Below are 23395 nucleotides of genomic sequence, written 5' to 3'. Positions count from 1 at the left end.
TCATCTTTGTCAATAATTTTGTAATAGCGTACCTAAAATAATGGTAAATCATCATAAAATTGGGTATCGCGAAAAAATTAAGAAATGAAACGTATCGTAATCTTATTAACGATAATCCTATTTTCACAAATGGCGCAATCACAGAAAAACAATACTACTTTCGAAACACTCTGGAAGCAGGTTGAAAAACTTGAAAGCGAGGCGTTGACAAAGTCTGCCTTAAAAGTTGTGACGACCATTTCCAAAAAAGCGAATAAGGAGAAGAATTCGGCGCAAATTGTAAAGGCCCTGCTATATACCTCAAAGTATGCATTGACCTTAGAGGAAGATGCGCAATTGAAAATTATCAATGATTTCAAAGCCGAAATTGAAAAGGGCGAATTTCCCACTAAAAATGTGTTGGAGAGTTATTTAGCGAATCTTTTCTGGCAATATTTCCAGCAAAATCGGTATCAATTCTACAACCGAACTAAAACGGACGTAAAAGTCGATTCGACAGATTTCAGAACATGGGATTTAAACACTTTGTTCAAAGAGATAAGCCTTCACTATGAAGCCTCATTAGAAAATGAAAAGGATCTAAAGCAAACCCTGGTTTCAAAATTCGATGCGATTCTAAATCAGCAAGCAGATACCGAGGAATATCGCCCTACTCTTTTTGATCTTTTGGCACATAATGCATTGCGGTTTTATAAAACCAGTGAAAACAACATTATACGACCCGCAGACAAATTTGAAATTGATGATCCTGAATTACTGTGTGATGCCAATGCTTTTATCAATACAACGATAGCTACAGAAGATGAAACTTCCCTGCAGGCCAAAGCACTTTGTATTTATCAAAAATTACTCCTGTTACACCAACCTACTACCAAACCTTATACCTATGCTGAAATCGATATTGAGCGTTTAAATTTTATCTATGAAAATGCGGTTTTTGAAAACAAGGAGCAGCAATTTCTAGAGGTTTTGCAGAATGCGGTATCAACTGAAAAAGGCAGTTTGGCCACGAGCCTGTATCAATATCAAATTGCTTGGTTATTGAATAGTCAGGGAAATACTTATCAACCTAAAATCAAAGAAGAAAACCAATGGAAGACCAAGGAAGCACTCGCGGTTTGTGAATCGGTAATACGAGAATTAGCTGATAGCAGAGGTGCCGAACAATGCAAATCTTTGAAAACACAAATACTTCAGAAAAGTTTACAATTAACCTTAGAACGGCACATTCCTATTCGTTCAACTTCTCTAATTCTTGTGAATTATAAAAACCTTCGCGGGCTAAACCTAACAGCGCGTCGTGTGACTCAGCGCGAGCTAAATACGCTAAACGACATCTACGAACAGGACAAAAAATTAGCCTTCATAAAGAAGTTATCGGTTGCTCAAGAATGGGAAGCAGCTTTAAAAAATGAAAGTGATTACCAATCGCACAGCACCGAGATTGCCCTGCCTCCATTAGATAACGGACAGTATGTTATTCTTGCCGAAATAAAGGATAAAACGAACAAAACGTTTGCCTATAGCTCGGTTCAGGTAACCAATTTGGCTCTTGCAGAAACCCGTACGAATACACATCACACTTTTCAAGTGGTTGATCGACACAACGGAAAACCTATTGCTGGGGCCAAACTTACTTTTCGCTACCGAATGAATTATGACGGCCCTCGTTTGAGCAAAAACTTTGTTGCCGATACGATGGGGAACATTGCTATTGCTTTGAACAATGAAAATTGGAGCGAGCTAAGCATTACCATTTCCAATGCAAAAGACAGCGCATACTTTAAGGATTATTATGTAAACAGAAGGTACTACCAGAATGAAAATGCCATCAGCTATTCTTGCTTCCTATTTACAGATAGAAGTATTTATCGCCCAGGCCAACCCTTGTATTTCAAGGGAATTGCTATAAGACAAGATAAGGGTATTTCCTCCATTTTGGAAAACGAAAAGGTTTCGCTAGAACTTAAAGACGTAAACGGACAAGTAGTTAAAACTTCAGCATTCGTTACGAACGATTATGGTTCTTTTTCTGGAGAATTTGTATTACCCAACACGGGTTTAACGGGGCAATATTCGCTTAGCGTACGCTCAGACAAAATTGCACTGAGCGGATATGCGAATTTTTCTGTTGAGGAATACAAACGTCCACAATTCGAGACTTCATTTGAACCCGTCACGGAAACTTATAAGGTTAATGATAGTGTAACCGTAAATGGAACTGCTAAGGCCTACGCGGGAAGTAATATTACCGATGCCAAAGTTTCATATCGTGTAAAGCGCGTGGTATACTATCCAAGATGGTGCTATTGGTATTATCCAAACCTTAACAATTCGCCACAAGAAATTGGCCATGGCGAAACCACCACCGATGCTTCAGGAACATATGAAATTGATTTTAAGGCGATACCAGATAACCAAGTCGACAAAAAAAACTTGCCCACCTTCAGTTATGAAGTGACCGCAGATGTAACCGATATCAATGGCGAAACACATAGTGCAACAACTTTTGTTACCGTTGGTTATCATACGTTGAACGCGAATATGTATATCGCCAATCCCTTTAATAAGGATTCCAAAGAAAATAAACTCACCATCGCTACAAATAACCTCAATGGCCAATTTGTTCCGGCACAGGGAATGGTAAAGATGTACAAGTTAAAAGCCCCTGAAACTGTGAATCGACCGCGAAATTGGGCCGCTCCAGATTATGAGGGCTGGTCAAAAGCCGAGTTTAAAAAAATGTTCCCAAATGATGCTTTCGCTAATGAGCACGATGTCTCCACTTGGGAAAAAGGAGAACTGGTTTGGCAGTCTAGTTTTGATACAAACAAATCAAAAGAACTTTCTTTTGGGAAGACTAAAAAATGGCCGTCAGGACAGTATGTATTAGAATTGGAAACTAAAGATAAATTCGGCCAGCCGGTTAAAGACCTACTTCAAACCACTCTATTTAGTGAGAATGATACGAAGTTGGTTGATAATCAGCTCTTCGAGATTAAGACCGATAAAAGTAGTTATGCTATAGGTGAACTAGTGAAAGTAACCTTGCTGTCAAGCGCCCAAGATATGCATGTAACCGTACACCTTGAAAAAGACCATAAGATTATTGACACCAAATTGATTCACTTAAACAACAATTCTGAATCCTTTACTGTACCCGTTACTACTGATGATTTAGGGGGATTTGCAATTACCTATAGTTTTGCGGCCTATAATTATTTTCAAGCGAATAGTATCAATATTCAAGTGCCCTACCCAAGTTCGCAACTGGAAATCGAAACCCTGACCTTTCGTGATAAACTTCAACCCGGAACGGACGAAACCTGGTCCTTCAAAATCAAAGGCCCAAGAGGTGACAAGGTTGCCGCTGAGCTTTTGGCGAATATGTACGATGCCTCTCTTGATGCTTTTCGCGGGCATTACTGGGGGTTTAATCCGCTGGTAAAACCCACATATTATACGAACCGAACCGCCAACGCCTATAATTGTTTTGGAACAAGTTCCTTCAATACATATATAGATAATCAAAGTTATAGCCATTCAAGTTTATATTTTGATACGCTTAATTGGTATGGATTATACTTTGGTTACGGCGGCTATTATGGAAGAGGGCTCCGTCGCAGTCGAATGATGAAAAAGGAGGGTGCTCCAGTAGCAGCTCCTTCAGCTATGGAAATGGATACTGTTGACATGGAACTAGAAAAAACCATAGTTGGGCAGGCCGCAGCCGTGCCAAAGGAAGAAAACAAGTTGCTATTGAAATACGCTGCAGATCAAACAGAGAAGCAAGGGGTAGCAAATGATCAAAAAGACGAATTCAGTGGCGACGTCCAAATTCGTAAAAACCTAAAAGAGAATGCCTTCTTCTTTCCACAATTACACACAGACAAAGAAGGTAATGTGTCTTTTAGTTTTACAACACCAGAAGCGCTTACCAAATGGAATGTACAATTATTGGCACATACTAAAAACTTGGAAAGTTCGGTTCAAAACCTACAAGCAGTGACTCAAAAAGAGTTGATGGTGATTCCGAATGCTCCCCGTTTCTTGAGAGAAGGCGATGAGATCATTATCAGTACTAAAATAGCAAACTTGACTGAGGGTAGACTCAACGGAAAGGCAAAGCTAGCATTAGTAGATGCTTTCACTGGTGCAGATGTTGTAGGTAAGTTAATGGAAACCCCGCAAGGAGAAACACCAAACGCTATTGGCATTCGCTCTTTTGAGGTCGATTCTATGGGCAATACCCAAGTTTCATGGCGATTGAAAATTCCCGACGGTATGCAAGCGATTCAATACACCGTCACGGCAAAAGCTGGAGATTTTAGTGATGGCGAACAAAATGTATTGCCAGTACTTACAAATAGAATGCTGGTTACCGAAACTTTACCTATGTGGGTTAGAAGCAACCAGGCGAAAACTTTCAGTTTAGATAAGTTGAAAACGACATCTTCGACCACGCTCAAACACCATAAACTAACCCTTGAAATGACTTCTAACCCCGCGTGGTATGCGGTTCAGGCGCTTCCTTACCTAATGGAATATCCTTATGAATGCAATGAGCAGACCTTTTCGAAATACTATGCAAATACATTGGCGACTCATATCGCAAATAGCAATCCAAGAATTCGGGAGGTTTTCAGGCAGTGGGCCAATTCAGATGCTTTGATCAGTAACTTAGAGAAAAACGACGAACTGAAATCCCTATTGATTCAGGAAACCCCATGGCTGCGTGATGCACAGTCTGAAACTGCACAGAAAAAACGTATTGCATTATTGTTCAATTTGAACAAAATGAAGAATGAACAGGCAACAGCTATTCAGAAACTAAAGCAGAACCAAAAAGGTTCTGGAGCATGGCCATGGTTCAATGGAGGGCCCGACAATCGATTTATAACCCAACACATCATCACAGGTTTAGGACATTTAAAGAAGCTGAATGTTATATCGAGTCCCTCGACTGAACTTGGCAAAAGCTCAGATGCAATGCAGGATGTAATTCAGAAAGCAATTGCATACTTAGACAGCGAGTTCATCAAAGAGTACGAATACATGAAAAGACATGCATCGAACCTCAACGACGACCACTTAAGCCGTACGCAAATACACTATTTGTATATGCGGAGCTTTTTTGAGGGTATCAAAACTTCAAAGAGAGTTGACGAAATAACAGCTTATTATAAAGGTCAGACCCAGAAGTACTGGAAAGATAGAGGATTATACTCCCAAGGGATGTTGGCTTTAATTATGCATCGTATGAACGAGGGCGCAACCTCAAGTAAGATTCTTAGAGCGCTAAAAGAGAATAGTATTACTTCAGAAGAACTGGGAATGTATTGGAAAGAGAATACAAGCTCCTGGTACTGGTATCAAGCTCCGGTCGAAACACAATCTTTACTGATAGAAGCGTTTTCGGAAATTACACCTGATGACATTGATACCGTTGATAACCTCAAAATTTGGTTGTTAAAGCAAAAGCAGACCAACCAATGGAAAACCACAAAAGCGACCTCCGAGGCGGTATATGCCCTATTATTGCAAGGCAGCGATTGGCTATCAGTGACTGATGCCGTCGATGTTCTGGTCGGAGGTAAAAAAATCGAACCTTCCAAGTTGGAAAGTGTAAAAGTAGAAGCTGGTACGGGCTACTACAAAACGGCTTGGAATGGTACTGAAGTAGTACCTAAAATGGCGGAGGTGCAAATCAGTAAGAAAGGAAAAGGCATTGCTTGGGGTACTTTGTACTGGCAGTATTTTGAGAATTTAGATAAAATCACGACAGCGGAAACCCCTCTGAAACTAAAGAAGAAACTCTTCCTTAAAAAGAATACAGATATGGGGGAAGAGATTGCAGAAATCAACGATAAGACCGATTTAAAGGTTGGTGATTTGGTTCGAGTACGTATTGAATTAAGAGCGGATCGGTCTATGCAATTCGTCCACATGAAAGATATGAGGGCCGCTGGATTTGAAGCCATAAATGTCCTCTCGAAGTACAAATGGCAAGATGGATTAGGTTATTATGAAAGCACCAAGGATGCAAGCACCAACTTCTTTTTCGATTACTTGCCCAAAGGAGTATACGTTTTTGAATATGACTTGCGAGTCAATAATTCTGGAAATTTCAGCAATGGAATAACAACAATACAAAGTATGTATGCTCCAGAGTTTAGCAGTCACTCTGAGGGTATCAGGGTACAAGTAAACTAGGAAATTATTAAATTGCATATTTATCCTCATCGGGAGTATTGGTTTACGTATTGAAAGTGGTAGTACCCTAAATACTGGTTTTGTAAGCAATAGCTAGGACATAGTTTAGGGGTGTAACTTTAAACCATTGAATTATGAAAAATGTATCACGAATTTCGGTAATTGCTGTTTGTCTTTTCCTGGCTTCAATAGCCAATGTGAAAGCGCAAGAGGTAGTCAATCTTAGCTCAATTGTTCAGCCTGAATCAAATGAAATCCAAAAAACAGAGAGGACGAAGGTCATTCTTGAAACCTACACTGTTAAAGGCATGGTCCGCGACCAGGATAATTTACCCTTGGGCGGCGTCAATGTAGTACTGAAAGGCACCAAAGAAGGTGTAGTGACCGATTTAGATGGAAAATTTGAATTCCCAAAGGCCCTTGAGGTCGATGATATTTTGATATTCAGCTACATCGGCTACAAGCCCAAAGAATATAAAGTACAAAAAAGTGAGTCTAAATCCATTGAGATTACCATCACTTTTCAAGCTTCCGACATTTCGCTAATGGGAGCTGTTGAAGTTGAAGGAGTTTATAGTTCTAAACGTTCGATTTTTCAAAAACTTATTGGAATCTTCAACTAATGAAATGCATTCCAATCGTACTATTCCTAGTCGGAACACTTGGCTACGGGCAGCGTTCCGACTTCTATGGTACGGGCTTTAAAAAAGCTGATAGTATTGCGTTACACTTCAAAGGAGCTAGCTTAAAAAACTTACCCGCGTTGACCTATAACCTAACCGCTAATTTAACCACTGACGTGGAAAAGTTCAGGGCCATCTATACATGGGTCTGCACCAATATCGAAAACGATTACGGTGCCTATCAAAAAACAGTAAAAAAACGAAAAAAACTATCAGGGAATAAGGAAGCACTTACTGAGTGGAACAATAATTTCACACCAAAGGTTTTTAAAAAATTGGTGACTCACCGTAAAACAGCTTGTACGGGATACGCGTTTTTGACTCGTGAATTGGCAAACTTGGCTGACATCAATTGCAAAATCATCAACGGTTATGGTCGAACAGCCACCTTGATTTTGAATGAAAATAGCATTCCCAATCATTCTTGGAATGCCGTTGAATTAAATGGCAAATGGTACCTATGCGACCCTACTTGGTCCGCCGGACGAATTGTTTTAGAAGACGCAGGTCCAAAATTTGAACCTGATTACTTTGATAGTTATTTTTTGGCTGACCCTGAATTGTTCATTCGAAATCATTACCCACTCGAAATTAATTCTTCGTTTTTACCTCAACCACCGACCTTCAATCAATTTATTGAGGGACCGGTAATTTACAAGGAAGCTTTTGTGCTCGAAGTTTTTCCTTTGCAGCCAGCTAAGATGAAACTGGAAGCCAAAAAAAATAAAGCATTATCGTTTACACTCCGGGTTCCTAATGACATAAAAAGTGAAACTATAAGTCTAGCAGTCAACAAAAGCGGAAGTGACCAAACTATTCATCCTCAAATTGTATCAGTTAAAAATGAATGTACCCTGAAATATTCCTTCGAAAAAACAGGCTCGTACGACGTTCATATTAAAGTCGATGATACGTACATTGCCACCTATGTAGTAAGGGTGAAAAAAGGCTAGTTTGATAGCCGCCAGCCAAACGTTAAAGCATACCGACAGCTTCTGATTTTGTAGATTTCTTGTTACATTTAAAAGTAACAACTAAACCAATAGTCATGAATTCAAAAGTTTTTATGGTGCTAAGAATATTTCTTGGCCTTTTTGTATTGGTCTTCGGACTAAACAAATTTTTTCATTTTATTCCTATGGAAGCTCCTACAGGAGATGCAGCGACCTATTTCGGAGCCCTAGCAAGCAGTAAAACCTTGATACTTGTTGCGGTGGTTGAAATACTTGCCGGCCTAGCGCTAATCTTTAACAAATTTGGGGCGTTGATGGCTTTGATTTTGATGAGCGTATCGGTCTGCGCAGTGCTATTTCATGCAACATTAGATTCTGCTAATATTGCCGGAGCTTTAGTCTTAATCGTACTTAATATTGCGGTCCTATTTGGATACAAAGACAAATATGCCGGATTACTTGCTGCCTAAATAAAGGGTAATCTTAATTAAAAACGCTCTTGTAAAATTACAAGAGCGTTTTTAATTTGTGCTATAAGCTCATTTTATCTTTAAAGAGGTAAGACTGCCTTCTTGAGACCTCTACTTCTTCGCCATTCACCATGGTCAATTTCAATTTTCCATTAAACCATGGCACCACATTCTGAATGAAATTCGTATTTATGATCTGTTGTCGGTTTGCGCGAAAGAAATATTTTTCTGGTAGTTTTTCTTCTACTTGATTCAAAGACTTATAAAGCATAGGGCGTTCTTCTTCGAAAAAGACTCTGGTGTAGTTACCTACAATTTCTAAATGTGAGATGTCACCAATTTTTATCAACCAGCATTTTTCGCCGTCTTTGATAAAGATTTGACTATTGCCCGTTAAACGTTCTCTAGCCACATCATTTTCATTCGCACTATCATCTAATTTAGATTGCACTTTTTCCATTGCCAATGCAAAGCGCTTTTCATTGATTGGTTTTAAAAGATAGTCCAAGGCATTGTACTCAAATGATTTTATGGCATATTCATCAAAGGCTGTGGTAAATACTGTAATTGGTACCTCATCGAGCATTTCCAGTAATTCGAAACCATCTTTTTCGGGCATATTTATATCAAGAAATAGCAAATCAGGTTGTGTGGCTTGAATAAGTTCATAGCCCTTATCTACATTTTCAGCCTCACCTATTAATTCGATCTCCGGATGTTTTTTTATCAGTTCCTTGAGTTCATTACGCGCTAAGCGAGAATCCTCTACAATTATGGCTTTGATATTTTTCATGCTAAAGGAATTTTGATCTTAGCCATCACTTCATCATTTTTTTCTTCTAGAGAAAAGGTAGCTGCTTTGCCATACAACAGTTGTAATCTTTGTTTGATATTGTTCAGTCCTAATTGAGTTGACCGGCTATCAATAAGGAGTTTCCCTGAATTACTAACACAGATTTGAAGGTTACTATCTACCAATTTAGCAATTAATTTTATCGTTCCTCCTTCTTTGAGATTGGAAATACCATGCTTGGCTGCATTCTCTACGAGTAGTTGCACTATCATAGGGGGAATAGGAATTTTAAGGGTTTTTTGGTCTATTTCCTTTATAAATTCAAGTCTCTTTTCAAATTGAATCTTCGAAAGTGCGATGTAGTTGTCGACCATTTCGAGTTCCTCCTCTAAATCAATTGCGTTGACATCATTCTTTGTTAAAGAATACCTTAACATTTCTGAAAGTTTGGTAAGCATATCGCGAGACTTCTCAACATCTTCTAGCATCAGACCCCGAATGTTATTTAAACTATTAAACATAAAATGAGGGTTTATTTGTCCTTTTAAGGTATTCAACTGGGCTTGTCGCAGGGTAGCGTTTAACTCCGCACGTTCCAAACGGTTTGCATTGAGTTTAAATGCAATTTTGACTGACATATAAAACATCGTCCATACAAGAATAGTCATCAAAGAATTAAATATGACAAATCCCAGACCTAGGTTCTCGTACATTTTTGGTACTTCAACCTTCTCTAAATCAAAATATCCCTTTAAAAAACCAGTACCATAACTCAATCCGGCATAAAGAATGGTTGCGACAACTACAGCACTTATGACCTTTATTAATTCTTTAGAGTCAAAATTATCGAGCAATACTTTTCGCTTTAAATATGCTCTCAACAGTGCGGTAACGCATAGTCCGATGAACAAGCCTGCCCACATCGCGAATACAAAATAGGAGCTATCTCTCCAACCCCCTTCTGTCGGCGTAAACAAATAACCTAAATAGGATATGCCTCCCCATCCGATAAGTTGAACTGACCAAAAGGCAAGATTCCAATTTGTGTTTGATTTTTGTTTCTTCATTTAGACGCTAGATATTTTCAAATATAGTTCGAATAGAAAACATTGCTAGTGTGTTAGATCATATAATGCTCGCCCTGAAAAATAACCCAGAACTAACAAGGCAAGAATTACAAATAAGAGAACAAGCCCCTTCGTTAATTTTCTTTCAATCGCAATCAGATTATGCTCATTTGGCTCCATACTGCTTCAGTTTAAAAAATTACACTTAGTATTATTGCCAATACAACTTTAACTAGTACTACCATCATTATTTGTTTTAAGATTAATTACTCGTCTAATATATACTGTTATCTAGGCTGTTTGAGGTAAAATAGTACAAGCGGTAAAATTACTACCTCGAACGGCAACCCCTGCTAATTTTATAGATGACCTATAAGGTGGTTGCCTAGCTGAATAAAAAAATAAGCCAGACCTACTGCCAGAAAAATAATTGCTTTTACGATTTCCTTTTGTATGATACTCTCCTTATACATTGTTGCTTTCATGATATCTTGCTTTAATTGTTTGTATTGATTTCTGAAGTAAAAGTAAAACAGAACGCTTGAGTCCGAAACGAGTTTATGATGAACGGTAAATTTCGAAAAGCAAATGGTAGGAGTACTTAGAGGTCCTATGATGAACGGTAAAATTCAATTCTTAAACGGTTGAAAGGACCAAAACCAATATGTATACGAAAGAATATCAGCGCAATCAGACCAATTTGGGTTCCTAATTTGCTGAAAAGAGATGAAAAGTACATCGGGTTACACCGTAGAACGTTGGCAAGCTAGGATATTAACGCCTACTCTTGAATTTTTAGACCCCCATAGCCGGCCAAAATAGATTATAACAAAGCACACCAAGGGTAAAACCAAAGGCAAGCCCCATAACGATAACCAAGAAAAGTAGTTGTGTTGAAGTTTTTGGGCGAATGTTTACTAGGGAAACTGGCATGCCATTTTTCCTAATTTCGAAAATATTTCCTCTTTTTCTATAGCTTTTATCGCGTTGTGCAATTCGATATTCGTTTTTGCCGATTGTAAACGTATGGGAGGTGCCAATACTTGAGCTCTTTTCTGAAACGGTTTTGCCGTTCAGTAGAATTTTTTCTTTTCCTAAAAACGTACTTACCACTTCAATTTTGTGGTTTTCAATATAGTACATAGCACATATTACCATAAGGTTGTTTTTCTAGTTTAACTATTTTGTGCGCGGAACACAGCTTACTAAAAAACCTGAAGAAACGCTAGTGAGGTTAATCACTATTACTACAATGTTCTAGATAGGTTTGGGTATCAAAACAAATAGCACATTTGTTTTGCAGAAGCAAATTATGGAATTTTAGCACTATTGCAAACGAAAGTTTTTAACAAAAGCGGGCTTCTTACCAACAATATAATTGTTCATATTGCAAAGGCAGAAAGTATACTACATATTCAACATTCGCCATAGGCGATCTTTCAACTCTTGAATTCCTTGTTGAGCAACGGAAGAGATGAACATGTATGGCGTACCATCCAAATCTTTGTCGAGTTCTAAGCGCATCTCTGCCATCAATTCGTCATCGAGCATATCACTTTTAGAAATTGCAATTAGTCTTTCCTTATCCAATAACTCCTTATTATAGCGGCGCAACTCATCTAAAAGAATCTCGTACTCCTTACTGATATCGTTGCTATCAGCAGGAATTAAAAACAGAAGTGTGGCGTTTCGTTCAATATGGCGCAAAAAATAATGTCCAAGCCCTTTACCTTCAGCCGCTCCCTCTATAATTCCGGGGATATCGGCCATAACAAAACTTTGAAAATCACGGTACTCAACGATCCCTAAATTAGGTTTTAGGGTAGTAAATTCATAATCTGCGATTTTGGGCTTTGCGGAAGTGATTACAGAAAGTAATGTTGACTTTCCAGCGTTTGGAAAGCCAACCAAACCTACATCAGCCAAAATTTTCAATTCTAAAATAAAAACACCTTCTTGGCCTTCAACCCCAGGCTGAGCATATCTAGGTGTTTGATTTGTTGAGGTCTTGAAATGCCAGTTTCCACGTCCGCCCATACCACCTTCAACAACAATTTTTTCTTCACCGTGTTCGGTAATCTCTAAGATGATTTCGTTAGTTTCGGCATCCCTCAAAATAGTGCCCAAGGGCACATCTAAATAAACATCCTCTCCATCGGCACCTGTGCTGCGACTCTTTGCGCCATGACCGCCGTGCCCTGCCTTAAAATGTTTTTTGAATTTAAAGGTAACTAAAGTCCATAGGTTTTGATTTCCACGAAGTATAACATGACCGCCACGGCCCCCATCTCCACCATCTGGCCCCCCTTTTGTAATATACTTCTCGCGATGTAGATGTACAGAACCTTTGCCCCCGTTACCAGAGGTCAAAAAAACCTTTACGTAGTCTACAAAATTACCTTCGGTCATTGCAGGATATTAAAATTTGGGCAAAGGTAGTTGAATTTTATCCTATTAGCGGTCTATCTATAACATAGGTTTGGCCAACATCTGTATGCAATACCCATGGCTTATCAAGATAGTTCATTTTCCTTCCCCCAAGTTTCTCCACCGCCTTTTGAGATCTGTAGTTCTTCGAATTCACATAGAAAACGATATGATTACAATATTGCAATGCATAGTTAATCATTAATTTCTTGAACGCCCTGTTGTAATGACCTCCCCAATACTTCCTAGATAGAAATGACCAACCAATTTCTACGACTCCTTCTGCTTCACTTAGCATCTTGTATCGTGAACTACCAATAAGTTGTTTGGACTTCTTATCGATAATGGCAAGTGCGCCATTTGACGCTATCCCTTCATCGAAAAACTTCGTAAAATTCTCTATGGTATATCGATTTTTGTTTTGGTGTTGCTGCCAGATTAAGGGGTCTGAAGCAGCCTTGTACAGCGCTTGAAAATCTTCATTCTTTAAGGGCCTTATCAACAGCAAATCATCCTCAAGAACAGGTTGAATATCAAAGTTCATTCTTACAATTCCTCGATAACCTTTCCCAAACGAAACGTGATATCATCTATTTCACCTATACCATCAACACTATGAAATTTTCCCTGAGCCTCATAGAAAGAACGCAAGGGGGCTGTTTTTTGGTTGTATTCTTCGAAGCGATTGCGAATCTTAGCTTCATCTTGGTCGTCTGATCTACCGCTTACCTTTCCGCGTTCCAAAAGTCGCTGAATTAAGACTTCTTCATTGGCCTCTAAGGCTATTGTAGCGTCAATTTTCATTCCTCTTGTTGCTAAAAAAGCGTCTAAGGCTTCAGCTTGAGTGGTTGTTCTTGGGAAGCCGTCGAATATGAAGCCGCTAGCCTCAGGATTATTCTCTACATCATCTTGCAACATTTTAATTGTAACCTCATCAGGCACCAAATCACCTCTATCGATGTAAGACTTGGCCAATTGCCCCAATTCTGTATTATTCTTCATATTGTATCGAAAAAGATCTCCGGTAGAAATATGCTTTAAATTATACTTTTCCTTTAAAAATTCGGCCTGAGTGCCTTTTCCGGCGCCTGGTTTTCCGAATAGTACAAGGTTAATCATATGTTTTTGGTTTAGTTGGTATACTTCTTTTAAATTTCTGCCTAGTTCATTGTAATCAAGCCCATAACCTACGATAAACTTATTTGGTATTTCAATGCCCACGTAGTCAATACTATATTCACCGTTATAAATTTCAGCCTTATAGAATAAGGTCGCTATTTTGAACTCTTTGACGTTCGTGTGTGAAAACAGATGTACAAGCTCTTTCAAAGTACGCCCCGTATCTATAATATCTTCGAGAATAATTACGGTTCGGCCTTCTATATTTTCCGGTGGATCTAATAGCGTTTCGACTATACCCGTGGAGGTCAAACCTTGATAAGAGCTCAACTTTACGAACGACACTTCACAAGGATGTTCATAGGCTTTTAGAAAATCGGAAACGAACATAAATGCCCCATTCAAAACGCCAATAAAAATGGGAGTTTCATCTTTGTAGTCAGCCGCAATCTTTATGGCTAAGCCTTCAACCGCAGCCTGAATTTCAGCTGTACTCAAAAAAGGTTTGAAATATTTGTCGTGGAGCTTTATCACCTTTCAATTTATAAAGGGGCAAATATAACGTTTTGATTTCTCTTTTTTACCGCTATGACCTTGGTTTTACTATTTAAATGTATTTTTGTGGGAACAAAAAAAAAGGCTTCAGTGATTAATAGAAATAACTACTTTTCTTCTAATTTTAAATTGGGAATTTTAGGTGGTGGTCAATTGGGTAAAATGCTTCTCTACGAAACCCGAAAATTTGACATCTACACCAAGGTTTTGGAGAGCACGGAAGCAGCACCCTGTCGTATTGCTTGCAATGAATTTGTCTTAGGGAGTTTGATGGATTTTGACGATGTATATAATTTTGGAAAGCAAGTCGATGTATTAACTATTGAAATTGAAAACGTTAATCTCGACGCCTTAGAAAAATTAGAAGAGGAAGGTATCAAAGTCTATCCGCCAACAAAAACACTTCGAACTATTCAAAATAAGGCGACCCAAAAATTATTTTATACAGACAACGGAATTCCCACGGCAGATTTTTCACGTTTCGCCTACGCAAGCGAAATCAAGGATAGCGTCGAAAACGGTGGATTAGAATTTCCATTTGTGTGGAAAGCGGCTCAATTTGGTTATGACGGTCAAGGTGTGAAAGTGGTTCGCTCTATAGATGATATCGAGGCGCTACCAGCGGGAGAATGCATCGCCGAGAAAATGATTCCGTTCAAGAACGAACTCGCTGTAATCGTAGTTCGAAACCCCAGCGGTGAAGTGTGTACCTATCCAGTAGTTGAAATGGAGTTCCATCCTGAAGCAAATCAGGTAGAGTATGTAATTTGTCCGGCCCGAATAGATCAGATAGTCGCCAAAAAAGCAATTGAGATTGCCTTAAAAGTCTCTGAAGAAATTGGGCATGTAGGTATTTTAGCCGTAGAAATGTTCCAGACACAGGAAGATGAGATTTTGGTTAATGAAGTAGCTCCCAGACCTCACAATAGCGGCCATTATAGTATAGAAGCTAGTTACACCAATCAATTTGAACAACATATTCGAGCAATTTTAGATTTACCTTTGGGTAGCACTGAGAGCAAGGCAGCCGGAATCATGGTCAACCTGGTCGGGGCTGAAGGTCATACCGGTGCTGTGATTTATGAAAACATTGCTGAAATCATGGCCATGGATGGCGTTACTCCGCACATTTACGGAAAAAACCAGACCCGCCCTTTTCGCAAAATGGGTCATGTGACCATAGTAAACAAGGACATTGAAAAAGCGAGAAGCATTGCACAAAAAGTAAAAGAAACAATACAGGTGATTAGCAAATAAAACATAAAACTAACTCGATAGCACTCGGGGCAAATTTCTAAAGTCAAGAATTGGAAATTGGAATGTATAAATTGAAATTTTATGAGTAAAGTAGCCGTAGTCATGGGAAGCACAAGCGATCTGCCTGTAATGCAGGACGCCATTGATATTTTAAAAGGTTTCGACATCGAAGTTGATGTTGATATCGTATCGGCGCACCGCACGCCTGAAAAGCTTTTCGATTTCAGCAAGAATGCACATACCAATGGCTATACTGTTATAATAGCCGGAGCAGGCGGGGCGGCACATTTACCTGGCATGGTAGCGTCAATGTCTCCTCTACCCGTAATTGGTGTTCCGGTGAAAAGCAGTAATTCCATTGATGGTTGGGACTCTGTTCTTTCCATTCTTCAAATGCCCGGAGGTGTACCCGTTGCAACTGTTGCATTAAATGGTGCTAAAAATGCCGGTATTCTCGCTGCACAGATTATCGGAGCTTCAGACAAATGTGTTCTTGATAAGGTTATTCTTTATAAAGAGGGATTGAAGCAGAAAGTCATTGACGGAGCAAAAAAAGTAAGAAGTACAAAGTAAAAATCCTAAGGCACACATTGCTGCCTGTGTGAACCGAGTCGAAAATCAATTTTCAATAGATAAATATACAATGAGCAACCCGCTTTTAGAAGAATTCGATTTAGCGCCCTTTTCAAAAATCAAGAATGCCCATTTTAAACCTGCTTTTTTAAAAGGAATTGAAGATGCGCGGGCTGAAATCAATGCCATAACTTCAAATACAGAAGTTCCTACTTTTGAGAATACCATTGAAGCTCTTGAGTTTTCGGGTCAGCAGCTAGACCGAATTTCAAGTGTGTTCTTCAATCTAAATTCCGCTGAAACGAATGAAGAGATTCAAAAGATTGCACAGGAAGTTTCTCCCCTGCTTTCTGAATTTGGTAATGATATCACCTTAAACGAGGATTTGTTTACTAAGATAAAAACCATTTACGACCAAAAGGGTGATTTAAACCTGTCGGTAGAACAACAGACCCTTCTCGATAAAAAATATAAAAGTTTCAGCCGCAATGGGGCAAATTTATCCGAAGACAAAAAAAAGCGGCTTAGAGAAATCGATGCTGAATCTTCGAAATTAAAATTAAAATTCGGGGAAAACGTTTTAGCCGAAACGAACAAATTTCAAAAGCATATCACTAACGAAGCTGATTTAGATGGATTACCGGAGGGCGCTAAGGAAGCCGCGGCGCAATTGGCAAAATCCAAAGGCAAAGATACAGGATGGCTACTGACATTAGATTACCCTAGCTATATTCCATTCATGAAATATGCCAAGAATAGAGCATTGAGAAAAGAGCTTTCCCTAGCTTTCGGAAGTAAAGCGTTCAAAGGAGATAATCTAGACAATCAAGAAATTGTTCTAAAAATTGCCAATTTAAGACATGAACGCGCTACTCTTTTAGGATATAAAACGCATGCCCATTTCGTGTTGGAAGAACGCATGGCGGAAACCCCAGAAAAGGTCTATTCATTTTTGAACGAACTGTTGGAGAAAGCAAAACCCGCGGCCGAACGTGAATTCAAACAATTGGAAGATTTTGCAAAAGACGTAGATGGCATTGACCAACTGCAAAAATGGGATGGTAGCTATTACGCTGAAAAACTAAAACAAAAAATGTTCAGTTTAGACGACGAGCAGTTAAAACCTTATTTCAAATTGGAAAATGTCATAGATGGCGTTTTTAAAGTTGCGCAAAAGCTATTCGGCTTGCAATTCGAAGAAGTATCGGATATTGACAAGTACCATGAAGAAGTCAAAACCTACCGGGTCTATGATTTAGAGAAGAATTTCATTGCCATATTTTATGCAGATTTCCACCCACGCCCCGGAAAACGTGGTGGTGCCTGGATGACTTCTTTCAAATCACAATACCAAAAAAATGGGGTAAATGTGCGTCCGCATATCTCCAATGTTTGCAACTTCACTCCGTCTACTGAAACCAAACCATCTTTGTTAACCTTTAACGAAGTAACCACTTTATTTCACGAATTCGGACATGGGTTGCACGGTATGCTGGCCAATACCACCTACCCTAGCCTTTCCGGCACTTCTGTTTACTGGGATTTTGTAGAGCTTCCTTCGCAGGTTATGGAAAACTGGTGTTATGAAAAAGAGGCCTTGGAACTCTTTGCCAAACACTATAAAACAGGAGCGGTAATACCCATGGAATTGGTGCAAAAAATAAAAGAATCTGCCACCTTCCAAGAGGGAATGGCTACGCTTCGCCAGTTAAGTTTCGGGCTATTAGACATGTCATGGCACGGAGCCAACCCCAAAGGCATTACCGATGTGAAAGAACACGAAGTCAAGGCTTTTGCCGGTACAAATTTATATCCTGACACGACTGAAACTTGTATGAGTACGGCTTTTGCCCATATTTTTCAGGGTGGGTACTCCTCGGGGTACTACAGCTATAAATGGGCCGAAGTATTGGACGCTGATGCATTTGCTTATTTCAAAGAAAAGGGAATTTTTAACAAGCAAGTTGCTACTAAGTTTAAGGAATATGTACTTTCAAAAGGGGGTACAGAAAATCCAATGGTTTTGTACAAAAGATTCCGTGGGGCGGAGCCTAAGGTTGAAGCATTGTTAGAAAGAGCAGGCTTATTAAAAGTCGGATAAACATATTGTGATAAAAAAAAGGCCCAATTATTTATTCGAATAGGCATCGTACCCACCCTCCAAATCAATAACGTTCTTATAGCCCAAGGAATCTAGCAAATAAGCTGCTTTTGCACTACGACCGCCTTTCTTACAATATAAATAGATAGTTTCTTCTTTATCGACTGACTCGAATTGTTTCGTAAAATTTTCATCATACCAATTGATGTTCATGGCATTATCTATATGACCTGAGCCATATTCTTCAGGCGTTCTTACATCAATCAATATCCCGTTTTTGATATCGTTTTGTGAAAATTCTGTGATAGGTTTTGATTTACTTTGGGCACAGCCCATTGAAAATAAGAACACTAGGGCAACTAAAAAGTGATATCGCATAACATAGAAGTTTAATCAAAGATAAAATTATGGCAGCATTAAAGTTCACCGAACAGCAAGAAAATTTTAAGGTAATTAAATCAAATTCAGTTACTTTTGATACCGATTCAAAAAAAATGGTAACACATCAACTAAATCCGGATAAGTGGGTAGATCAATACGCTGACTATCTATTTAATTTTGCAGTCGCTCGCGTAAGTGATGCGGAAATTGCGAAGGATTTAGTACAGGAAACTTTTTTTGCAGGCTTAAAGTCGGCAAAAAATTATAAGGGAGATGCCGCCGAACGAACTTGGCTTATTGCTATTTTAAAGCGAAAGGTTATCGATCATTACCGAAAAATCAATTCCAAAAAAGGAAAAGCAGAGGTTCGGATGAGCTACAGTTCAAGTAGTGATTCAGAAGGCGATTGGTTGGAGGAGCAAGTTGCGGATCCATTCAGTAACTTGGAAAATAGCCCCATTGAGAATGAGGAATTGGGCATGGCGATTCAAGAGTGTATTTCTAAATTACCTAAAAAACAAGCCCTAGTTTTTAAAATGAAGACCATTCAAGGAGTAAGTACTGAAGATATTTGTAATGAACTAGGAATAAATCCGTCAAACCTTTGGGTAATGATTCATCGATCACGAACTGCTTTGATGGGTTGCCTTAACGAAAATTGGTTCTAAAACTATGATTTCTTGCGAAAAAGCAGCTATAATTTGCAACAAAACACAATATAGAGAAGCTACTTTCATTGAAAAATTGAAGCTTCAATTCCATCTTTTGATGTGCAAGACCTGTTCTGCATTCACAAAAAAGAATACGGAACTAACTACACTCTGCGAAAAAGCGAACCTGCAAAGTCTTTCTGAACAAGATAAACTTAAAATGAAAGAGCAACTTCAGAATAAGTACTGAATGATTTTTCCAACACTAGGGCCAGGCCGTACCAAAAAATAGGAATGGCTTCTACCCAAAAGGAAGCATAGTATTTCGATTGATTTCTCTTTGTAATAAATATCATACTCCCCAGCACCAAGAATAGAATTCCATTTAGCAATAACTCCTCTAGGCTTAAATCATCTTTCAAAAAAGTACTAAAGAAAAAAACTAACGTGGCTAAACCTCCAAAAATTTTGGTATTTGTAACTCCATAACGCTGCGGCATAGTTCTTAATTCGGGTTTATCAAAGGCAAGATCACGTATTTCGAATGGAATCAGTAAAATAAGGGTCAATACAAAACGTTGAAAAATCGCTACAGCACCATCCCAAGAAACAGATTGCTTAGCGGAAAGTACGGGTAGTAAAACAGTTGTTCCCGCCCAGACTAATGCTACCACAAATATTTTGGCTCCTGCCCAACTTCTCAGGTTCTTTGCTTTGGGCAAAACAGGCAAAGCATAAAGCCCCGTTAGAAATACCAACGCAAAGACCCCTGACCATACTTCAAAGTTTAGAAAATAACCGTGATAGAGTGCAAAACCCAGAGCGCTTATACTTAAGAACTGAATTCCTCTGTAGTAGGGGTTGGTTACCAAAACATATTTTTCAGCTTCTACACCATATTTGATGAAATTATAGCAGCTTATCGACCCGAAAAAGACAAAAAAAGACAGATGATAATTAGAAGAAATGTTTAAGGTTTGGAAGGTAAGTTGAAGCAGCGCATACAAGGCGAATGCAACGTGAATGCTAGCATCTAAGTAAAAGTCAAAAATGCTTTTAAGCCACTTCATTAAACAAAAGTAGCCAAACTGTTTATAACCCACATTTTTAGTTAAAAACTTTCATGCTGTTCATCGACAATAGCACTATTTTATGTCAATTAATCGCTAATTTTGCCTGACTAATTTGAATATGACTTTATGAGAACCGATGTGTTTGCTACTCGCCATATTGGCATTCGAGAAGAGAACCTTCACCATATGCTGGAAAAGGTGGAAGTTGAAAATTTAGAACAACTCATCTCGGAAACCATTCCACAAGATATTCGTCTTCAAGAACGCCTGCAACTTGATGATCCAATGAGCGAACATGAGTTTTTGAACCATATTCAAGAATTAGCCAAAAAGAATAAGGTATTCAAATCTTATATCGGCTTAGGATACCATGAAAGCCTAACTCCCTCGGTTATCAAAAGAAACATTCTTGAGAACCCAGGCTGGTATACGGCTTATACCCCCTATCAAGCGGAAATCGCCCAAGGACGTTTAGAAGCGTTATTAAATTTTCAAACCGTAGTTTCAGACCTAACTGGAATGGAATTAGCAAATGCCTCTCTTTTAGACGAGAGTACGGCGGCAGCTGAAGCCATGACGATGCTCTTTGATGTTCGTAGTCGAGAACAAAAGAAAAACGGAGTTTTAAAATTTTTTGTTTCAGAGGAGATATTGCCTCAAACACTTTCTTTGCTGCAAACCCGATCAAACCCCTTGCATATTGAATTGGTGATTGGAAACCATGAAGATTTCAATTTTGAGCATGATTTCTTTGGTGCTATTTTACAATACCCTGGGAAATATGGACAAGTACATGACTATTCAGATTTTGTAGCCAATGCTAAAGAGAACAATATCAAAGTGGCAGTTGCCGCTGACATTTTAAGCCTTGTACTCCTAACACCTCCGGGAGAGTTTGGGGTTGATGTGGTAGTAGGTACGACACAACGTTTCGGAATTCCGTTAGGATATGGCGGACCACATGCTGCATTCTTCGCTACCAAAGAAGCTTACAAAAGAAACATTCCAGGCCGTATTATTGGGGTGACCAAAGACACTGACGGGAAGCGTGCATTGCGCATGGCGCTACAAACTCGCGAACAACATATCAAAAGAGATAAAGCGACTTCGAACATTTGTACCGCTCAGGTATTGTTAGCTGTCATGGCTGGCATGTATGCTGCTTATCATGGCCCAAAAGGACTAAAATATATTGCAGACAAAGTTCATTCCACAGCGGTCACGCTCTCAGAAAGCCTAGAGCAATTAGGCCTATATCAGGTGAATTCATCTTACTTTGATACCATAACTGTTAAAATTGATGCCAACACGTTGAAGCCCATTGCAGAAGCGCGAGAGGTGAACTTTTTATATGTGGATGCGCAAACCGTTTCCATTGCGGTAAATGAAGCTACCACTTTGAAAGATCTTCAAGAAATTCTTTCCATTTTTGCCGAGGCGTTGGAAAAAGACGCAATAGCTATAACGGATACCAGTTCGAAATCTACCATAGTCGATGGTTTACGGCGAACAACTCCGTTCCTAGAAGATAGCGTCTTCAATTCCTATCATTCTGAAACCGAATTGATGCGGTACATCAAAAAATTGGAACGCAAAGATTTGGCCTTAAATCACTCCATGATTTCATTGGGAAGCTGTACTATGAAATTAAACGCAGCTTCAGAAATGCTACCGCTCAGCATGGCCAATTGGGGCAATATTCATCCTTTTGTACCAATAAATCAGGCCGAAGGATATCAAATTGTGTTAAAAGAATTGGCCAACGATTTGAGTGTCATAACCGGTTTTTCGGCTACTTCTTTGCAACCAAATTCAGGGGCACAAGGTGAATACGCAGGTTTGATGGTAATAAGGGCTTATCACGAATCCAAAGGTGAGGGTCATCGTTCGATTTGTATTATTCCAGCATCTGCACATGGAACAAATCCCGCATCTGCAGTTATGGCGGGTATGAAAGTTGTAGTTACTAAGACCGATGAAAGAGGTAATATTGATGTGGTAGATTTAGAAGAAAAGGTGCTGCTGCATTCTGAAAATCTGGCCGCTTTGATGGTTACCTATCCTTCAACACATGGCGTTTTTGAATCGTCTATAAAGCAGATCACCAAAATGATTCACGATCATGGCGGACAAGTGTATATGGACGGTGCCAATATGAATGCTCAAGTAGGGCTTACCAATCCCGCCACAATTGGTGCAGATGTTTGTCATTTGAATCTACATAAAACCTTCGCCATACCACATGGCGGTGGTGGACCTGGGGTTGGGCCCATTTGCGTAGCCCCTCAATTGGTTCCGTTTCTTCCTGGAAATCCAGTCATTGAAACAGGGGGTACAAATGCTATTAGTGCTATTTCGGCCGCTCCTTGGGGAAGTTCATTAGCTTGTTTGATTTCGTATGGATATATTAAAATGTTAGGCGAAAGCGGCTTAACAAGCTCTACCGAAATTGCTATATTGAACGCCAATTACATCAAAAACAGATTGGAAGGCAAATTCAATGTACTCTACACTGGTGAAAAGGGCCGTGCTGCCCACGAAATGATTATCGATTGTCGCCCTTTCAAACAGCATGGTATCGAAGTGACTGATATTGCCAAACGTTTAATGGATTATGGTTTTCACGCCCCAACAGTGTCATTTCCCGTCGCTGGAACCATGATGATAGAACCGACAGAAAGTGAAGGCTTAGAGGAGTTGGATCGTTTTTGTGATGCCATGATTTCCATCAGGGAAGAGATCGATACGGCCCAAGCAGATGATGGCAACAATGTTTTAAAAAATTCTCCGCATACCTTGGGTATGGTAACGAACGATTTATGGGAATTTCCCTATAGTAGAGAAAAGGCGGCGTTTCCACTACCCTATATTTCAGAAAACAAGTTTTGGCCTTCTGTTCGTCGTGTCGACGATGCTTATGGCGACCGTAATCTCATCTGTACATGCACGCCTATTGAAGCCTACGAAGAAGTCGAATAAAAGCAATAAATACAGTAGTTTCAAGCCTTTCTTCATTTCGAGAAAGGCTTTTTTAATTATTTCTTGTTCAAGAAAGGGTTTTTGAGCATCGTATTAAATAT

The 23395-nt window shown here is 39.2% G+C and carries 17 protein-coding genes; 9 read left to right on the top strand and 8 right to left on the bottom strand.

Annotated elements, in window-relative coordinates:
• Positions 1-84 precede the first annotated feature (84 nt).
• The 4 genes from ABJN95_RS17590 (at position 85) to ABJN95_RS17575 (ending at position 8319) form a co-directional block, all read left to right on the top strand.
• Positions 85-6213: an MG2 domain-containing protein gene (locus ABJN95_RS17590; protein ID WP_348372340.1), complete on the top strand. Its 6129-nt coding sequence runs from the start codon at positions 85-87 to the stop codon at positions 6211-6213.
• A gap of 134 nt (positions 6214-6347) precedes the next feature.
• Positions 6348-6836 carry a carboxypeptidase-like regulatory domain-containing protein gene (locus tag ABJN95_RS17585; RefSeq protein WP_348372338.1) on the top strand — a complete coding sequence of 163 codons (489 nt, stop codon included), beginning with the start codon at positions 6348-6350 and terminating at the stop codon, positions 6834-6836.
• Complete coding sequence (locus ABJN95_RS17580; RefSeq protein WP_348372336.1) at positions 6836-7849, top strand: transglutaminase domain-containing protein; 1014 nt, start codon at positions 6836-6838, stop codon at positions 7847-7849. Before ABJN95_RS17585 ends, ABJN95_RS17580 begins: the two co-directional genes overlap by 1 nt.
• Before the next feature lie 95 nt (positions 7850-7944).
• Positions 7945-8319, top strand: coding sequence for a DoxX family membrane protein (locus ABJN95_RS17575; protein WP_348372335.1), 375 nt, complete (start codon positions 7945-7947; stop codon positions 8317-8319).
• A gap of 61 nt (positions 8320-8380) precedes the next feature.
• On the opposite strand, the gene ABJN95_RS17570 is transcribed toward ABJN95_RS17575, so the two are convergent.
• The 6 genes from ABJN95_RS17570 to ABJN95_RS17545 form a co-directional block, all read right to left on the bottom strand.
• A complete protein-coding gene (locus tag ABJN95_RS17570; RefSeq protein ID WP_348372333.1) occupies positions 8381-9112 on the bottom strand; it encodes a LytTR family DNA-binding domain-containing protein in 732 nt (243 codons plus the stop codon).
• A complete protein-coding gene (locus ABJN95_RS17565) occupies positions 9109-10179 on the bottom strand; it encodes a histidine kinase (protein WP_348372332.1) in 1071 nt (356 codons plus the stop codon). Before ABJN95_RS17565 ends, ABJN95_RS17570 begins: the two co-directional genes overlap by 4 nt.
• Before the next feature lie 795 nt (positions 10180-10974).
• Positions 10975-11322 carry a hypothetical protein gene (locus ABJN95_RS17560; protein ID WP_348372330.1) on the bottom strand — a complete coding sequence of 116 codons (348 nt, stop codon included), beginning with the start codon at positions 11320-11322 and terminating at the stop codon, positions 10975-10977.
• A gap of 264 nt (positions 11323-11586) precedes the next feature.
• A complete protein-coding gene (gene obgE, locus ABJN95_RS17555; protein ID WP_348372328.1) occupies positions 11587-12588 on the bottom strand; it encodes a GTPase ObgE in 1002 nt (333 codons plus the stop codon).
• A 37-nt stretch (positions 12589-12625) separates the two neighbouring features.
• Positions 12626-13150 (bottom strand): GNAT family N-acetyltransferase, encoded by a 525-nt coding sequence (locus ABJN95_RS17550; RefSeq protein WP_348372326.1) that lies wholly within the window; start codon positions 13148-13150, stop codon positions 12626-12628.
• Between the two features lie 2 nt (positions 13151-13152).
• Positions 13153-14259: an adenylate kinase gene (locus ABJN95_RS17545; protein WP_348372325.1), complete on the bottom strand. Its 1107-nt coding sequence runs from the start codon at positions 14257-14259 to the stop codon at positions 13153-13155.
• Between the two features lie 87 nt (positions 14260-14346).
• On the opposite strand from ABJN95_RS17545, the gene ABJN95_RS17540 reads away from it, so the two are divergent.
• From ABJN95_RS17540 to ABJN95_RS17530, 3 genes are all read left to right on the top strand, one after another.
• A complete protein-coding gene (locus ABJN95_RS17540) occupies positions 14347-15537 on the top strand; it encodes a 5-(carboxyamino)imidazole ribonucleotide synthase (protein WP_348372323.1) in 1191 nt (396 codons plus the stop codon).
• A gap of 81 nt (positions 15538-15618) precedes the next feature.
• Positions 15619-16110: a 5-(carboxyamino)imidazole ribonucleotide mutase gene (purE, locus tag ABJN95_RS17535; protein ID WP_348372322.1), complete on the top strand. Its 492-nt coding sequence runs from the start codon at positions 15619-15621 to the stop codon at positions 16108-16110.
• Positions 16111-16180: 70 nt separating this feature from the next.
• Entirely contained in the window at positions 16181-18211 is a 2031-nt protein-coding gene (locus ABJN95_RS17530) for a M3 family metallopeptidase (RefSeq protein ID WP_348372320.1), read from the top strand.
• 27 nt (positions 18212-18238) lie between these two features.
• Here ABJN95_RS17530 and ABJN95_RS17525 read toward each other — a convergent pair whose 3' ends face one another.
• Entirely contained in the window at positions 18239-18589 is a 351-nt protein-coding gene (locus ABJN95_RS17525) for a rhodanese-like domain-containing protein (protein ID WP_348372318.1), read from the bottom strand.
• A gap of 116 nt (positions 18590-18705) precedes the next feature.
• Here ABJN95_RS17525 and ABJN95_RS17520 point away from each other — a divergent pair, with 116 nt between their 5' ends.
• Complete coding sequence (locus tag ABJN95_RS17520) at positions 18706-19260, top strand: sigma-70 family RNA polymerase sigma factor (RefSeq protein WP_348373216.1); 555 nt, start codon at positions 18706-18708, stop codon at positions 19258-19260.
• Positions 19261-19457: 197 nt separating this feature from the next.
• Here ABJN95_RS17520 and ABJN95_RS17515 read toward each other — a convergent pair whose 3' ends face one another.
• Positions 19458-20312, bottom strand: coding sequence for a hypothetical protein (locus ABJN95_RS17515; RefSeq protein WP_348372317.1), 855 nt, complete (start codon positions 20310-20312; stop codon positions 19458-19460).
• 129 nt (positions 20313-20441) lie between these two features.
• Here ABJN95_RS17515 and gcvP point away from each other — a divergent pair, with 129 nt between their 5' ends.
• Positions 20442-23294, top strand: coding sequence for an aminomethyl-transferring glycine dehydrogenase (gene gcvP, locus ABJN95_RS17510; RefSeq protein WP_348372315.1), 2853 nt, complete (start codon positions 20442-20444; stop codon positions 23292-23294).
• Positions 23295-23395 lie beyond the last annotated feature (101 nt).

The organism is Maribacter sp. (genome assembly GCF_039974175.1).
GTDB lineage: Bacteria > Bacteroidota > Bacteroidia > Flavobacteriales > Flavobacteriaceae > Maribacter_C.
This window is presented reverse-complemented; position numbering and strand designations above follow the sequence as displayed.

Excerpts from the sequence above, each read along its gene's own strand:
- ABJN95_RS17580 (WP_348372336.1), top strand. The coding sequence starts at position 6,836 with ATGAAATGCATTCCAATCGTACTATTCCTAGTCGGAACACTTGGCTAC.
- gcvP (WP_348372315.1), top strand. The coding sequence starts at position 20,442 with ATGAGAACCGATGTGTTTGCTACTCGCCATATTGGCATTCGAGAAGAG.
- ABJN95_RS17550 (WP_348372326.1), bottom strand. The coding sequence starts at position 13,150 with ATGAACTTTGATATTCAACCTGTTCTTGAGGATGATTTGCTGTTGATA.
- obgE (WP_348372328.1), bottom strand. The coding sequence starts at position 12,588 with ATGACCGAAGGTAATTTTGTAGACTACGTAAAGGTTTTTTTGACCTCT.
- ABJN95_RS17590 (WP_348372340.1), top strand. The coding sequence starts at position 85 with ATGAAACGTATCGTAATCTTATTAACGATAATCCTATTTTCACAAATG.
- ABJN95_RS17520 (WP_348373216.1), top strand. The coding sequence starts at position 18,706 with ATGGTAACACATCAACTAAATCCGGATAAGTGGGTAGATCAATACGCT.
- ABJN95_RS17530 (WP_348372320.1), top strand. The coding sequence starts at position 16,181 with ATGAGCAACCCGCTTTTAGAAGAATTCGATTTAGCGCCCTTTTCAAAA.
- ABJN95_RS17570 (WP_348372333.1), bottom strand. The coding sequence starts at position 9,112 with ATGAAAAATATCAAAGCCATAATTGTAGAGGATTCTCGCTTAGCGCGT.
- ABJN95_RS17575 (WP_348372335.1), top strand. The coding sequence starts at position 7,945 with ATGAATTCAAAAGTTTTTATGGTGCTAAGAATATTTCTTGGCCTTTTT.
- ABJN95_RS17525 (WP_348372318.1), bottom strand. The coding sequence starts at position 18,589 with ATGCGATATCACTTTTTAGTTGCCCTAGTGTTCTTATTTTCAATGGGC.
- purE (WP_348372322.1), top strand. The coding sequence starts at position 15,619 with ATGAGTAAAGTAGCCGTAGTCATGGGAAGCACAAGCGATCTGCCTGTA.
- ABJN95_RS17565 (WP_348372332.1), bottom strand. The coding sequence starts at position 10,179 with ATGAAGAAACAAAAATCAAACACAAATTGGAATCTTGCCTTTTGGTCA.
- ABJN95_RS17585 (WP_348372338.1), top strand. The coding sequence starts at position 6,348 with ATGAAAAATGTATCACGAATTTCGGTAATTGCTGTTTGTCTTTTCCTG.
- ABJN95_RS17515 (WP_348372317.1), bottom strand. The coding sequence starts at position 20,312 with ATGAAGTGGCTTAAAAGCATTTTTGACTTTTACTTAGATGCTAGCATT.
- ABJN95_RS17560 (WP_348372330.1), bottom strand. The coding sequence starts at position 11,322 with ATGTACTATATTGAAAACCACAAAATTGAAGTGGTAAGTACGTTTTTA.